The 15,702-nt window shown below is 50.6% G+C and carries 9 protein-coding genes; 8 read left to right on the top strand and 1 reads right to left on the bottom strand.

Annotated elements, in window-relative coordinates; all coding sequences use genetic code 11:
• Positions 1-123: 123 nt before the first annotated feature.
• Positions 124-1,707 carry a PAS domain S-box protein gene (locus HY774_14795; GenBank protein MBI4749753.1) on the bottom strand — a complete coding sequence of 528 codons (1,584 nt, stop codon included), beginning with the start codon at positions 1,705-1,707 and terminating at the stop codon, positions 124-126.
• Positions 1,708-1,906: 199 nt separating this feature from the next.
• On the opposite strand from HY774_14795, the gene HY774_14790 reads away from it, so the two are divergent.
• The 8 genes from HY774_14790 (at position 1,907) to HY774_14755 (ending at position 15,662) form a co-directional block, all read left to right on the top strand.
• Positions 1,907-2,686: an ADP-ribosylglycohydrolase family protein gene (locus tag HY774_14790; GenBank protein ID MBI4749752.1), complete on the top strand. Its 780-nt coding sequence runs from the start codon at positions 1,907-1,909 to the stop codon at positions 2,684-2,686.
• A 9-nt stretch (positions 2,687-2,695) separates the two neighbouring features.
• Positions 2,696-3,346, top strand: coding sequence for a hypothetical protein (locus tag HY774_14785; protein ID MBI4749751.1), 651 nt, complete (start codon positions 2,696-2,698; stop codon positions 3,344-3,346).
• A gap of 214 nt (positions 3,347-3,560) precedes the next feature.
• On the top strand, positions 3,561-6,677 hold the full coding sequence (locus tag HY774_14780; GenBank protein ID MBI4749750.1) for a TonB-dependent receptor: 3,117 nt from the start codon (positions 3,561-3,563) through the stop codon (positions 6,675-6,677).
• 176 nt (positions 6,678-6,853) lie between these two features.
• Complete coding sequence (locus HY774_14775; GenBank protein MBI4749749.1) at positions 6,854-8,272, top strand: anion permease; 1,419 nt, start codon at positions 6,854-6,856, stop codon at positions 8,270-8,272.
• A 347-nt stretch (positions 8,273-8,619) separates the two neighbouring features.
• Positions 8,620-9,489, top strand: a complete 870-nt coding sequence (locus HY774_14770) for a hypothetical protein (protein ID MBI4749748.1) — start codon at positions 8,620-8,622, stop codon at positions 9,487-9,489.
• Between the two features lie 188 nt (positions 9,490-9,677).
• Positions 9,678-10,355, top strand: coding sequence for a hypothetical protein (locus HY774_14765; GenBank protein MBI4749747.1), 678 nt, complete (start codon positions 9,678-9,680; stop codon positions 10,353-10,355).
• A gap of 226 nt (positions 10,356-10,581) precedes the next feature.
• Positions 10,582-12,879 (top strand): VWA domain-containing protein, encoded by a 2,298-nt coding sequence (locus HY774_14760; GenBank protein ID MBI4749746.1) that lies wholly within the window; start codon positions 10,582-10,584, stop codon positions 12,877-12,879.
• Positions 12,880-13,439: 560 nt separating this feature from the next.
• On the top strand, positions 13,440-15,662 hold the full coding sequence (locus HY774_14755; GenBank protein ID MBI4749745.1) for an HYR domain-containing protein: 2,223 nt from the start codon (positions 13,440-13,442) through the stop codon (positions 15,660-15,662).
• Positions 15,663-15,702: the final 40 nt, after the last annotated feature.

Here is a 15,702-nt window from a genome sequence, read left to right as displayed (position 1 = left end):
AGGGAAAATCGTGAAAAATGGGGGTTTTGTAAGGGTTATCCTGACAAGGACATCGGGGTTCGGGGTTTGGGGTTTGGGGTTTGTCTTTTTCGTCCTTTTCGATTTCAAAAACCCTGAACCCAATCACTGGCGGGCCAAAATGGCTTCGGTGAGGGGAATCACGGCTGTCAGCGTGGTGCCGCAACTGGGTGCCGTCACAATTTGAAGATGGCCGCCAAGCAGGTTGGCTCGTTCGCGCATGCTCAATAGCCCTAAATGAAGCGAATGAGATGAACTCCGAAGCGCTGATTCCAGGTCAAACCCGATTCCATCATCTTTGACCTGCAAGGTAATTGTGTTGGGCTGGCGTTTCACACTGATTGTGACTTTTGTAGCCTGGGCGTGTTTGGCCACGTTGGTCAGCGCTTCTTGAAAAATCCGATACAGCGTGATTTTGATTGAGGCGGGGAGTTCGGGCTGGTCCATGCCTTCACTCAACGTTTCGGTTTCAATGCCATAACTCGTCTGATATTCCGCCGCATAGCGATTGACGGCAATGACCAACCCCAAATCATCCAAAATGCTTGGGTGAAGCCCCCGCGCCAGACGGCCAATGTTATCAAGCGTTTGAATCGTGATTTTTCGTAACCGGTCAGCCTGCTCGCGTGCGGCTTTTAAACTGGAAGCATCCATAATCATTCGCAATCCAACCAGCAGCGAGGTCAGCGATTGGCCGGTTTCGTCGTGAAGTTCGCGGGCAATCCAGCGTCGTTCCTGTTCCTGAGATGACATCATGCGTTCGAGCAATCGAGAGCGGTTTTCTTCCGCTCGTTTGCGTTCAAACGCGGTTGCCAGAATATTGGCCACGGCTTGCAAAAAGTAACTGTCTTCAGGGCCAAAACGGGTCTGGCTGGGAGAAAAAACAACCAAAATCTGAAATGGATGCGAACTTCCTGGAATCAAGGTACACAAACTTTTGAATTCTCCCAGAGCCTGAGGTTGACCTGGGGCGGTCGGGGAAGCATCCCCTGGAATTCTTTCAAAAGAAATGGGTTGTTTTTCTTGTACCACTTTGTTCCAGAAATTGGTATTTCCAACAGGCCACCTCATGTCTCGAAATTGTTTGTCCTCCCAACCTCCTCCAAACTTGAAAAAAGTAGTATCTTCATTCAGGTTGTATTCCACCACACCGCAAAACCCAAACCCTGAAATCTGAGTGACGAGGTTCACGGCAGTCTCCATTAATTCGGTTGCCGGAGTATTGCTTAATGCCTTCTGCCCGAGTTCGGCGACAACTGCCTGTTGCTGGGCTCGTGTTTTGAGCTTTTGCTCGGCCTGTTTTTGCACACTGATGTCACGGGCAATGGTTGACGCGCCGATAATTTCGCCCGTCGCATTTTTGATCGGTGAAATGGTCAATGAGACATCAATCGGCTGACCATCTTTTCTGACCCGAACCGTTTCGTAATGGGCGACACGTTCTCCACAGCGGATTTGATCCAGAATCCGGGGAATTTCATTTGGGCGATCCCGACTGGTGAGAAAGGAAATGGACTGGCCAATTGCTTCCCGCGCCGTGTAGCCATAAATTCGTTCCGCACCGGAATTCCAGGTTTGAATTGTTCCATCCAGGCTTTTGCCGATGATGGCATCATCCGAGGATTCGACCATAAAAGCCAGCGGGCTGATTGAATCAAAATCTGAAGGTTTTTTAGGTTTTTTTGACATAATGAGTCAGTAGTCAGTAGTCAGTAGTCAGTAGTCAGTAGTTCACTAACTCTATTTATTTAAATTATTTGACTGTCAATGAATCGAGGGTTTTTGCTCCCAAACGATAGAGGTATTTCAGGTTGATGGCTATGGATTCTGGAATTTTCAACTTTATGTCCTTTTCGTCTTTTATGTCCTTTCTGTCAAAGGAGGCTACATGGTTTTTGGCGCCATCTGCGGAGATATGATCGGCTCACTCTATGAAATCAACCCGGTGAAAACAAAGGATTTCGAGTGGTTAAACCCATACAGCCGATTTACGGATGACACGGTGCTCACCGTGGCGGTCGCGTCGGCGTTGCTTGGAAACCGGGAGTATGGCAAAGCATTGAAGACCTTTGCCCGCCGCTATCCCTTTGCCGGGTATGGCGACCGGTTTGACCACTGGGCGCAGGATGATTCCTATGCGCCGTATAACAGTTGCGGCAATGGGTCAGCCATGCGGGTCAGCGGAGTCGGCTATGCCTTTGATTCACTTGAAGATGTGGTCTTCGAGGCCCGGGAAACCGCCCGGGTGACCCATAATCATCCTGAAGGTATTAAAGGCGCGCAAGCCGTGGCCGCCTGCATTTTTCTGGCCCGAACCGGCGTTGAAAAAGCTGCTATCAAGCAGGTCATCGCAACCTGTTTTCAATATGATCTGGATCAAAAACTGGATGAAATTCGGCCAGCTTATTTTTTCGATGTGACCTGTCAGGGGTCGGTGCCGCAATCTATCGTTGCCTTTCTGGAGTCAGACAATTTCGAAAGTGCCATTCGCAATGCAATTTCGCTGGGCGGGGACAGTGATACGATGGCCTGTATTGCCGGCAGTATCGCCCAAGCCTATTACCGGCACATTCCCTCTGAAATCATTGAGTTTGTTCGGAGAAAACTCCCGGCTGAGTTGCTGGAAGTGGTGGATGCTTTTAATGAACGGTTCGAGGTGAAGTATTGAGGTCGCGGTATGGCATTTCTTCTCAAAGCCGAAAAACAGCCGACACGGTGCGAAATTTGCCACCAATCAGATCAATTTGATCCGGTTGCGATTCACTGCACGCGATGTCAGGGCGTGGTTGAGCGCCACCGACCAGCTTCACAGGTGGTAGTGTGGAAAATAGTTGCCGGGGTTGGATTGGCGGTGACGGTGATTGTGTCACTGGGCGCTGGTGCAATTACCCTGTGGCTATCCTGGATTCGGTCGTTTGAAAAACAGCCACCTCCAATCGTCAAGGAAATTGACCCGGCTCGCCCCCTGACGGTTGATTTACTAACTGAACAGATCAATAAAAATCTGACACCAGGGACATCGGACGTTTCTCAAGTGCTGAATTTTTTAGAAACTCGAACCCTCCAGCACGATCCACTCAAGCCAATTACTGCCGACGATGTTTTTTGTACCGAAAATCGAAGCCAGGACCTCAAAGAGTCCCACTGTCTAATGATTGAGACAAATATCAAGCAGAAAATCACCGCCTGGACGCCGATTACAGGCCGCAATTACCTCCATCACTGGATTATCGTCATGCGATTCTATTTTGATGAGAATCAAAAACTGGTCTGCTCAAGTGTCTGCCACTGGCCGGTGAATCCAGGTTACCCGCGACCAGCTTCCTGATTGGCGTGTTTTCAAAGCTATCGTTTCTCAGTCAATATTTTCCTGATCTATATTTGGATTTATTTTCTGTGTGTTCTGTGTATTCCGTGGTTTCTTCTTCTGAAAACTCAATTTCTGTCTGGCATTTCCAGCTTCTTTCCACTAGATTGCGCAGCCAACACCTCAAAAATTCTCTCGATGCCCCTCCTGATGCCAGTCAGGAGCTATTCTCTCTATGACACACATCAAATTTCTGCTCAGTGCCTGCCTTTGCCTGTGGTTTTGTATTGTGCCAGCCACGGCCCAGGTCACCAGTTCGGCCATTACCGGCACGGTTCGGGATGAGTCACATCACCCGGTGTCCCAAACCGCTTTAACTGTGAAAAACCTGGAAACTGGTCTAACCCGCAAGACAGTCAGTGCGGATGATGGATCGTTTTCGATCTTTGGATTGCCTCCCGGAAGGTATTCGGTTCAGGCTGAGAAATCCGGGTTTACCGAAGCCCGGCTCGATGAACTGGTTACCTCGGTGGCGGAAGAAAAAAGTATTCACTTGATTTTAAAGGTGATACCGGTTCAGGAAGTCGTCACGATCACCGGTGAGCCATCGCTGATCGAAGTTTCCACTTCAACCATCAGCGGTCTGGTCACTGATCGTCAGGTGCCGGCCCTTCCGCTCAATGGTCGTGATTTGACCCAACTGATTTTGCTGCAACCCGGAGTGGTCAACAGTCGGGCGAGCGTGCAGTCAGGCAGCACGGGTCAGGGGGCACGGTTTTCAGTTTCTGGTGCTCGTCCAACCCAAAATGTGTTTACCCTCGATGGCACGGTCATCAACGATGCACTCAACAACACCCCCGGAAGTGCTCAGGGCCTGCTCATCGGGGTCGAAGCCGTGAAAGAATTTCGCGTCCTGGTCAACAATTATGGCGCGGAATACAGCCGGGCGGCGGGCGGTGTATTCCTCGCAGTGACCAAATCCGGAAGCAATGACTTTCACGGCTCGGTGTTTGAATTTCTCCGCAACGACATTTTTGACGCCCGCAATTTCTTCGATAAAGAAAAACCGGCGTTTCGCCGCAACCAGTTTGGCGCAGCGGTCGGGGGGCCGATTGTCAAAAATAAAGCTTTTTTCTTTGCCAATTTCGAAGCCCTTCGCGAACGAAAAGGCATTACCCGGATTGCGATTGTGCCTGATGCCAGCGCCCGGATGGGAATTCTGCCCGGAGCAAATCCGATTTCGATTGACCCACGAGCGGTGCCGATTCTGGATTTATACCCGCAGGCCAATGGCACTCAACTCAGTCGTGGAACGGCTGAATTTATCGGCACCACCAATCGGTTTTCGGATGCGAATTTCCTGACCAGCCGGTTTGATATCAACCTGTCGGACCGGGATTCGTTGTTTGGAACGTACACGATTGAAGATTCCCAGCAGTTGCTCCCACGCAATTTTCCCGAATTTCCAAATCTTTCCGATAACCGCAAGCACTACCTCACGCTGGAAGAAAAACACGTTTTTTCTCCCACGATTCTCAATGAAGCCCGGTTTGGATTTGTGCGCACGTCCCCGTCCGAACTTGTACCCGAGACTGACCGAACGCTGCAATTGATTGCTGGACAGGGACTTGGTGAGATCAACGTTTCCGGATTGACCGATATCGGGACTGACCGGACCAATCCGAAAATCTTTCGGTTGAACCATTTTCAGTTTACCGACAATTTGATCATGACGTTTGGTCGTCACACACTCAAAGTTGGCGGAAATGTGTCACGACTGCAATACAACGGCCAGTCTGAAAGCCGGACGCGAGGGCAGCTACGATTTCGGTCGCTGGCGGATTTGCTCGCCTTTAAGGTGCGGGAAATTCAGGGAGCTTCGGCAGATTCCGACTTTATTCGGGGGCTGCGCCAAACGCTGGTCGGATTTTACCTTCAAGACAATGTGCGGTTGACTGACCGGTTGACGCTGAATCTGGGTTTGCGGTATGAAACGGTTACCACGCCCAAAGAAGTCAACGGCAAAATTGCTAATTTGCGCGATATTTCAGATCCGGAAGTGACGGTTGGCGGCGATTATTTCACCCTGACCCGAAACAACTTTGCCCCACGGGTAGGGCTGGCCTGGGATGTGACCGGACGGGGAAAAACCATTGTTCGCAGCGGGTTTGGGATGTTTTACGACCAGCCGTTGTTTCAAACGTACCGCAATGCCATCTTCCGAACATTACCATTTGTGAACCGGGGTGTGATTTCCTCGGTGCCGATGTTGCCGGTCAATCCTGGGGCGTTTAAAGGTGCTGACCTGGCAACGGAGGCCATTCAACATGATCTCCGACCCAGCTATGTGATGCAGTACAACCTCAATATCCAGCAGGACTTCAAGGGGATGGTGGTCCAGGTCGCCTATCTGGGGTCACGAGGGGTCAATTTGTTTGGTCAAGGAGATGTCAATACGGCCTTTCCACAACGGTTGCCGGATGGACGCGAATTTTTCCCGGAGGGGAGCAAACGGCGAAATCCGAAGTTTGGGGAAGTCCGCCGGATTTTCCAGGGCTTTAACTCGCATTATCATGCCGTAAGTGTGAATGCCCAGCAACGGTTGCGCTATGGGTTAGACTTTCAACTGGCATACACCTACGGCAAATCCATTGATGAGCGGTCGGGTGTTGCCGGGCGGCTGGAATTTTCCAATGGTCAATCGCGGGCGTTTGATCCATACAATCGAAAACTTGACCGTGGACTTTCGGATTTCGATGTCCGACATAGCTTTACCACCAATTTGATTTATCAACTGCCGAAGATCGCAACCACCAACCCCCTGCTTTCCAATTTGCTCAATGGGTGGCAGGTTTCAGCTATTATTTCGCTCCAGTCGGGTGTTCCGTATTCGCCAGTGTTGATTGGCGACCAGGATCAGGATGGAACCGATGCCAATGTCTCGCGTCCGGATGTCGTTCCAGGAGTGAGCTTTACGCCGTCAAAAGGTCAGACCTCGACGCAGTGGTTTAATCTGACGGCCTTCACGCCGCCTCAACCGGGAGTTCGAGGCAACGCGGGCCGAAATATTTTGACTGGACCGAATTACAAGAGCCTTGATCTGGCACTGACCAAAGAATTTTTCACTGATCGCCGGGTGCGGCTTCAATTCCGAGCCGAATTCTTTAACTTGTTGAATCGAACCAATTTCGACATCCCTTCCAATTCCGAGGAAGGCGAAGCCCTGTACACCTTCATTCCAGCGGATGACGATATTCCCGCCTCATTTCAACCTTCTTCGAGTGCCGGGAAAATCTTTAGCACTTCGGGAAACTCACGTGAATTGCAGTTTGCGCTAAAGCTCGTGTTTTGAAAACAGGGTTCCGGGCCGAAACCAAGGGATGAAGGATGAGGGATGAGGGATGAAAAAAATCCCATGTCACCCTGTTACCTGTCACCTTGTTGCAGGCCGTAAACGATCTGCCTCAATTCAACCACCGCTACGCGGCGAAAACCCTGCAACCCCGAACCCTCAATGGTTCTCGTCCAATGTCACAACCCAAAGAAATCACACCAAACACCCACGATACCTTTCCAATCTGGAAGGTGATCGTGGTGATTGTTTTTCCGCTGATGGTCTGGTTTTCGCCGCTTTCACTTTCACCCGAAGGTCGAAAAGCGCTGACGATTGCCAGTTTGATGATTGCGGCCTGGGGAACTGAAATTTTTTCGCATACGCTGGTCGGGCTCATCGGATGCTTTTTGTTCTGGGTGTGCGACGTTGTCGAATTCTCAAAAGCATTTGGCGGGTTTGCGACGTCCACACCCTGGTTTTGTTACAGCGCGGTGCTTTTTGGGACGGCGTTGACACAATCCGGGCTGACCCGGCATCTGGCCTACTGGGTGATGTTGCAGTATGGGAACACCTACTCCCGACTGATTTTCGGCTTTACCGTGCTTTCAATTGTGCTGACGTTTATGGTTCCTTCCGGACCAGCCTGTGTTGTGATCAAAGCAGCCATTGCACTCGGCATTATGGAGGCCACGGGATTCAAGCCCGGAAGCAACGTCGGACGCGGCATCTTTGTCGTGCTGACCTATGGTGCCAGTTTATTTAACAAAATGGTGATTGCCGGGGCGTCATCCATTATGGCTCGTGACATGATCGAAGCCCAAACCGGCGTGAAGGTATTTTGGAGCTACTGGTTTCTGGCTTTTTTACCGGTTTCATTGATTTCGCTGTGGGTGTGTTATCGGCTGACGCTCTGGCTCTTTCCTCCTGAGAAAGAAAGTCTGGTTGAAAGCGCGGTTTATTTACGGGAAGAACTCAAAAAAATTGAAGGCTGGTCCAGGCCAAAAATCTGGGCCGCCGTTTTTGCCACGATTGCCTTGAGTTTGTGGATTACTGATTTCTGGCATCATATTTCTCCTGCAAAAATCGGAATTGCAGTAAGTTTACTGGCGGCCATACCATTTTTTGGATTGTTACAATCAGATGATTTGAAGAAAGTAAATTATTTACCGGCGTTTTTTGTGGGTACAGCCGCCAGCATGGGAATTGTTCTGGTCCAAACCGGCGCCACCGACGCCATGACCTCGGTAATGTTTGGATGGATGTCGCCGCTGGTGACAACCAAAATTGGTGCGGTGTTGACGACTTATTGGACGGCCTTTGGCTACCATCTATTTCTAGGAAGCGAAATTTCGATGTTGAGCACGTCCATGACGCCGCTCCTGAAATTTGCCCAGGCGAATCAGTTAAACCCGGTGGCCATTGGACTCATCTGGACCTTTGCCGGTGCCTGCAAAGTGTTTGTCTATCAATCAACAATTGTCATCATCGGCTATTCCTACGGGTATTTTGAAGCGCGTGACATTGTCAAATTTGGTGCCGTCATTGCCGTGGTCGAATCAATCGTGATGGTGCTGGTGAGCCTGTTTTACTGGCCGTTGATTGGGCTCGGGTGAGAAAACCGGGGCTGAAGACATCGGGCTGAAGAAAACGGGCTGAAGAAAATGGGCTATGGACCATTAGGCCCGCAGGGTCGCTGTGTAATAGCCGTGGTGCGAAGCCCACGGTCACGGCCAGACCAGGGTTTATTCCCTGTAAATGTAGGACTCCGCCAGAATATGAAATCGAAGTCATTCCCAAAACCCCATCGGGTATGTTAAAAAGTGGGAGCTTCAGGTTATTCATTGATCAAACCGGTGTTATCCGAAGATCAGAATCCCCGCACCAGCCGGCTACCGCCCAGAGCGAACCGGTCGAATGATGTAGTTTCAGCCTGAGCACATACAATTGGCGAGGTGCGCCGATGAAAATCAAGTCTCAATCACTCCCAACCAGATGTGAAATTTGCCATCAGTCAGATGAATTCGACCCGGTTTCAAATCATTGCCAACGATGTCGCACCATAAACTACCGGATTGTAGTGTCACCTGAGCCAGCCCCAGAACCAGCCCCCGAAACTCCAGGATTAAAGCGACTTCGAAAGGTGCTCTCCGGGTTGAAAATCAGTTTTTATCTATCCGTTTTTGGAATGTTTTTTGGGTTGCCGTTGATTGGTGACCTGCTTCCACCGCTGTCATTTGATTTGGACTGGATTGGAGTTTTTCAGCAACGATTGTTTTTGGTGGCATTCCTGACGTTACTCTCAATCGGGTTTGTGAAAATAATGATTTTTATTCGGGCTGACACAACATCTCTCAAAGAAAGAGAAGTCGGATGGTTTGTTGTCGGTTGTGTGGTGGCTGTCATCTTTTTTACCATGCTCCCTGGGCCAATCTCAGCCCGGCGTTCGGTAAACCGGGAGGCAATCATTCGGGCATTGACGAACATTCATCGTGCCCAGGAAGCCTATCGAAACGGGCCCGGAAAAGGGCAGTACGCTCCAACTTTGGCCTGGTTGACTTCACACATCCAGCCTGAGAAAGCCTTAACCGAACGTGAAGCGGCGCTTGAAACGATTGGGTTTGCCGGGTATCAACTCAAATCATTTCAAGCATTTCCAGCCACATCCTGGAGCCCTGCCCGGTATGAACTCAAGGTGGCTCCGCAAATTCGAACCGGGATGTTTCGGGGCGGAAATCATCAATACTACCTGGACCAGAGCGGAGTGATTCGCGAATCTGGAGACCCAAAAAAGCCAGCCACCGCCCAGAACCCACGAGAGATAAGTCAATGAAAATAAAAGCCGAGTCGCTCCCCATCAGGTGCGAGATTTGCCATCAGTCGGATGTGCTGAGCCCAAATTCATCTCACTGCCAGCAATGCCGGGAATTCAACCCATATTTCCCACATTCAACGAGCCCCCAATTCAATTCAAGGAACATCGTTGAACGCTGGAAGTGGTTATACAAGGTACAGATGGGAATGAACTTCTGCATTGTCCTGTTGATTGCGGGCATTCTGAGCGCGGTTACCAGGCTTGATTTCTATCTGGTGAAGCTTCCAATTGACCCTGACTGGCTCACCGTGGCTCGAATCTGCATGGGGTATACCCTTACTGTTCTTCCGGCGACGATTGGTTTTCTATCTTTAATCGCCAGTTTACGAGGGAACTTTCAGGCTCACCGTGTCTCTCCGGTAGAGTTAACCATCACAGGTCTTATATTTTTGATTTTAGGAGCGATAGCATTACCAGGGAACTGCGGGGGAAACCAGTTTCAGAATACTCATATTGCAGAGCGAGTTGTAAAGAAGATAAGAAGTGCCCAGGATGCCTATTGTAAAACTCATGGACACTATGCCTCACGGGTTGAACAGCTTGTAACGTCACCACATTTCCCCAACGGATTGACAGAACTGGAATCAAGAATTGGAACCGTTGGCTATCAAGGGCATCGAATTGTCTCGTTTCAAATGTTTCCGGCCACAGATTCTGCTCCGGCCAGATATGAAATCCAGGTGGCACCGAGCATTCGCACTGGCATTTTATGTGGAGGATTTGATTGTTACTTTTTAGATCAATCAGGGATCATGAGACACTCTGGAGAACCCAATAAACTGGCTAATATCAACAGTGAACCAGTGCGCTTTCTTGATGAATAGTCAGAAATACCTCCATTCTGACTGGCCAAATCTTCTGTTCAGAGTTTAAAATCTTCAAATCACAAATTCGAATCTATTCTGAACCAGCTTAAATACCCTGGTTCATTGAATTTAATAGAACCTTCATTCTCAATTCTCAATTCTTCATTCAATACCAGGCCGACACAAAATCCGAGGTCACAACTCAATCTCTCACTTCTGATTTTTTAGGAAGGGCAGGGAATGTATGGTGTGGTGTGTCATTGCTCAAAAGCGTGTCGTCATTTGGGGAATATTGCTGGTGTTTGTGGCGGGCCTGGTGTGCAAAGCACAGGAATCAAACCCTGTACCCCCTTCAGAACAAACAAATTCTCAGGAAGAGCCGGCGCTTTCAATTGGTACGGAATTGCTCCAGGTTGACGCGGTGGTGACCGATAAAAATGGCAATCCGGTGCGCGATTTACGCAAAGAGGATTTCGAACTCCTTGAAAACAGCAAGGTTCAGGATATTGCATTCTGGTCGAAAGTGACTGGGAAATTTGGTCCTTCAGACGCCAACCCAAAAGCTGTGCCAAAGCCCAAAAGTGGGTCCGCGACCGAAGCTGGCAGCCGGACCTTTGTGATGGTCGTGGATGATCTGCACATCAGTCCAAGTAACATCACCGCACTTCGCAAGTCATTAAAAAGCTTTCTGGATCAATATCTTACCAGTCGAGACCGGCTGGCGGTGGTCTGTACGAGCGGCAATCTGGGGGTGCTCCAGCAGCTCACAACCGACCAGCGCGTGATGACGATGGCGGTGGAGCGATTGAGTTCGCGGACACGTCAGTCAGCCTCGTCACTTGATCAATTTCAAGTCACCGAAACCCAGGCATTTCGGATTGTCGAAGGTGACCGACAGGCGATAGATCTGGCAGTTGAAACCTACCGCCAGAGTTTTCCAGGGGAGCCGACGCTTCAAGCGAGTCTGGAAGGATTGGTTCAAGCACGGGCAACTCAGATTGTGAGTCAGATTTCGCTTGAAGTCAGCCAGACGTTTGGCACGCTTCGCGGCACCATCAACCGCTTGAAACACATACCCGGACGCAAGGCGGTTATTTTCGCGACTGACGGCTTTCAGCTTGATACCCAGTTGCGAAACAACTTTGCGGAAATGAACAAGTTGATTGATCTGGCGAACCGGAGCGGCGTGGCGGTGTATTCAATCAGCAGTGCTGGGTTGACCAATCCGGGTTTGGGGGCCGGACCAACCCCGCCAATGAGTGCGGACCAAAAAAACCTGTCATTTCGCTACGATTCCCAGGGATTAATCGCCAGCATTGACGCGATGAAGGCGATTGCCCAGGAAACCGGTGGCTTTGCGGTGTATAACTCCAATGATTTGACGGGAGCTTTGAAGCGAATTGCGGCTGATAACGACGTGTATTACGTGCTGGCCTATTACCCCGAACGAACCAGCGAAACCAGGGATTTGAAAATCGCCGTGCGGGTCAAAGATCGGCCTGGGTTGTTCATCCGGACTCGCAGCAGCTTTGTGCTCCAGGGAAAAAATCCAGAACTGACAGCGGCTGGAAACCCTGACAAAGAAAAGAAAAAAGAGAAGAAAGAGAAAAAACCGAAAAAAGAGAAACAATTGACCGACCAGCAGAAAGTAACAGTCCAGCTTATTGACGCGCTCAATTCGTTTGTTCCAACAACCGATGTAAAGCTCAGCCTGGCCGGGACGTTTATGGCCAGTGAAGAAAAAGACCAGCCAAACACCGGTATTACAATTGCTATTGATGTGAATTCCATTACTTTTGAAGAGAAAAAAGACCTTCAACAAAACACCCTGACTGGCCTGTTTGCGATCAACACCATTGACGGTAAAGAAGTGATGCTCAAAGAAAATGTCATCAACGTCGGATATACAAAACCACAACTCAAACAGGCAAAACGAGATGGCTTGAACTATACTCAAATGGTCAAACTCGATCCGGGGATATATTGTGTTCGAGTGGCATTGCGTGATCCGATTTCAGGCCACATTGGAACCGCTGCCGAATGGCTCGAAATCCCAAACTTAAAGAAAGTCAAAATGGGGTTTAGCAGTCTGGTGTTGATTTGTAAGGAACAAGGAGGTTTTGATCCAACGGCCTTACTCAATATGAGCGCTCTGGTCGGTGATGGAACTCCAATCCTTCCACCGGGATACAAAGTAGTGAATCAGGCGGTGCGCGGTGTTCAGGTCAATTCCAGACTCGGATTTGTTTCCCAGTTATTTAACGTCCCTCAACCAAAAAGCCTCTCCGAGGCCGCCGTTTCAATCCAGGTTGCTATCCTGCAAGATGGAAAACAGGTGGTGACCACTCCGCCACATCCGTTGAAAAAACAACCGGATGCCACTGGTAAGCTCTCGTTTGCTGCCCAGATTGAACTTGATGGATTAGGACCTGGAGAATATGTCCTTCAACTCAATGCGCTTGCTCAAAACGGCAAAGCCACCGCTTCGCGTGAACAGGCATTTTCCATTCTCGATCCAGCAGCCATTTCCCAACCTGAGTAGGTTGTTGCCTGAACTTCTCCAGGTTGAGGATTGATTGGGTTTGATGATTGACAGTTGCCCCCAAATCACCATATCCTTGTCCTGTCTCACGATTATTCCTGATACCTCCTGCAAAATTCCAGCTTACCGATTTGAACTCAGGAAGCCCTACTTTCTAATCACTCTAAACTTGTTCGGGCTTCTTTTGGCTATCAACTTCCAAAATAAAGACGTCTATAGCATTTCAGAAAAAGGTTCAGAGTATCGTCTTTAGACGAGCGGCTTTCATCGTTGGTCCCACTCGGCAAACCTCACGCCTGAAGGCGTTACTTCGGAACAGAAATATTTATCTGAAAAGCTATAGCTCAGGCTGGTTAAGTAACCCTCTCCCCGTAACTTGCCTGGTCAAAAATCCAAATTTTGCACGGTATAGTTTTTCCAATACTGATTCTCAATAAAAAAACGGATTACCCCGGACATTGAAGATTTGTAAATCCTTGATTTGCTAAAGATTCTGCCAGGAGTAACAGGCCGAAACGATTGAATCTCACCAATTGCCACTTTTCACAAGGAGCTTGACTATGCACCGAAAATCTCCAGGCGCAACCAAAAAGAAAGTCGAGCGAGCGCCAATCATTTTAAACCCCTGGCAACGCCGCCTCCTGGCCGCCACGACCCTGGTGGTGTGCGTGCTATACCTGATCGGCGGTGAACCACGCCAGGCTGCCGCGCTGGTACGCAAGTACCACGCCATGCTGTGGGAAAAACCGACCGCCGTCCGACTCTACAATTTCTTCACGAGTGTGTCGGGTGTCCCGCCGCAGGATCCATCAACCGACCGACCGAAACGGGAGAAAGCGCCGGTCAAACCGTTGCCGGATGGATTTGTTCCGAAAGGCAAGTTTGTTCCGATGGTCGGAGGTGACAATCAGGCGACCGCGACCTGTATCGGATCGCTCCCCTATAACGACACCGGCACCACGGCTGGGGCAACCGATGATTATAACCTGCCGGCGGATGTCACCAATCCAACCACCTCAGCCACCTGTGCGACCCGCATGGGCGCTGGGCCTGCTGGGTCACTGCCAGGTGGTGCGGTATATACCGGAACGGGAACGGCGCCGGATGTGGTCTACAGCATGTCGTTTCCGAGCGGCAACCCCGACACCTTGACGATTACGATGGACCCGACCGGGGCCCAGGATTTGGCGTTGATCGTGTATTGCAACACGGTTTCGAGCCTCCTGTCCGATGCGCTGTGTGTTGACGACACGGGCGTCGGCGGCGTGGCTGAAAGCGTGACGGTGAGCAATATCACCGCCGGAACAACACTCTATATCGTGGTGGACGGCTACTCGACGGGTGGGACACCTCCCGGACCAAGCGGTCCCTACACGTTGAGCATAACGAGCACCGGCGCCACCCAGCCAACCTGCGGTGGCGGCTGTACCTTAACCTGCCCAACTGATATCACGGTTTCGAATGACCCTGGTGAGTGCGGTGCCGTGGTGACGTTTGGAAACCCAACCACAAGTGGGAGTTGTGGTACGGTAACAACCTCACCGGTTTCAGGAAGTTTCTTTTCGGTTGGAACAACCATGGTGACTGCTTCCTCAACCGAAGGCGGCGGCGCCTGTAGCTTTAATGTCATTGTCACGGATGATGAGTCCCCGGTGCTGAACTGTCCTGGGAATATTTCGGTGGCGACCACGTCCGGGGCTGGGGCCGTCGTCAATTTTTCTCCAACCGCATCCGACAATTGTTCGGTTTCTTCCATCATGGCCAGTCCACCTTCCGGATCGCTCTTTCCGCTTGGAACAACCACTGTGAATGTGACCGCGATGGATTCAGCCGGGTTGACAGATACCTGTTCCTTTACCGTCACCGTGGTCGAGACGGAGCCGGACCGGCTCTATGTGGCGGATACCGTCAATCACCGGGTTCAATTCTTTGATGGGATAAACTGGCAACTTGTCCCTGGAACGCCTGGAACGCTCGGGACAGGAAACGGGCAGTTCCGTCTACCAGAAGCGATTACCGCCAGCCGGGATGGGACGCGAATCTATGTGGCGGATACCGGGAACAACCGAATCCAATTTACAACCGACAGTGGAGGGACGTGGCAAAACTTCGCCACACTGGGCAGTGGACTCAATCAGGTGCGTGCTCCACAGGGACTCACGCTGGATCGAGATGGCAACCTTTATGTTTCCGACACTGGAAATGGTCGAGTGCTTCGCTTTAATGGAGGAAATCCCAGCACCGGGGTTGTGCTGGCCTCAAATGGAACGGCCAGCGGGCAGGTGGGCAGACCGATGGGATTGGCGATTGACAACCTGTTCCGACTCTTCATCCCAGATGACCTCAATAGCCGAATTGTCCGAATCCTGAATGCCAACACGGCGACCTTGCGCGACACCGGCTCGGTTTTTGTCCAAACCGGGACGGCTTTAAATAAGGTTCGGAATCCGCAGGGAATTGGGTTTGAGGCTGACGGAGATATGTACATTGCCGATACCGGCAATTCGCGTGTCCTCCGATTTGCCAATGGAAATGTAAACAGTGCCACCTCCATTGCGCTGACCGGGACCCTGCTCGGGCAGGTGAACTATGCTGAAGGCGTGACCGTCACGTTGTTCACGGCTGGACCATTTGCCGGTCAACCAATGGTGATCATTGGGGATACCAACAATAATCGAATCATCGGTCGGTTTGCCGCCGGCAGCCAGTGGTTCCTGGTCGGAAATCCAAATAACCTTGGCACCGGAATCGGCCAGTTCCGAAGCCCAAGCAAAATCCGTTAATGTGATTTCCTGGGAGCGCCAGTCTCCTGCCGGCACCAAG

The sequence above is a fragment of the Acidobacteriota bacterium genome (genome assembly GCA_016208495.1).
Lineage (GTDB): Bacteria > Acidobacteriota > Blastocatellia > Chloracidobacteriales > Chloracidobacteriaceae > JACQXX01.
This window is presented reverse-complemented; position numbering and strand designations above follow the sequence as displayed.

Coding starts and splice junctions, on each gene's coding strand:
- HY774_14755 (MBI4749745.1), top strand. CDS start 13,440: ATGCACCGAAAATCTCCAGGCGCAACCAAAAAGAAAGTCGAGCGAGCG.
- HY774_14790 (MBI4749752.1), top strand. CDS start 1,907: ATGGTTTTTGGCGCCATCTGCGGAGATATGATCGGCTCACTCTATGAA.
- HY774_14785 (MBI4749751.1), top strand. CDS start 2,696: ATGGCATTTCTTCTCAAAGCCGAAAAACAGCCGACACGGTGCGAAATT.
- HY774_14795 (MBI4749753.1), bottom strand. CDS start 1,707: ATGTCAAAAAAACCTAAAAAACCTTCAGATTTTGATTCAATCAGCCCG.
- HY774_14780 (MBI4749750.1), top strand. CDS start 3,561: ATGACACACATCAAATTTCTGCTCAGTGCCTGCCTTTGCCTGTGGTTT.
- HY774_14770 (MBI4749748.1), top strand. CDS start 8,620: ATGAAAATCAAGTCTCAATCACTCCCAACCAGATGTGAAATTTGCCAT.
- HY774_14775 (MBI4749749.1), top strand. CDS start 6,854: ATGTCACAACCCAAAGAAATCACACCAAACACCCACGATACCTTTCCA.
- HY774_14765 (MBI4749747.1), top strand. CDS start 9,678: ATGAACTTCTGCATTGTCCTGTTGATTGCGGGCATTCTGAGCGCGGTT.
- HY774_14760 (MBI4749746.1), top strand. CDS start 10,582: ATGGTGTGGTGTGTCATTGCTCAAAAGCGTGTCGTCATTTGGGGAATA.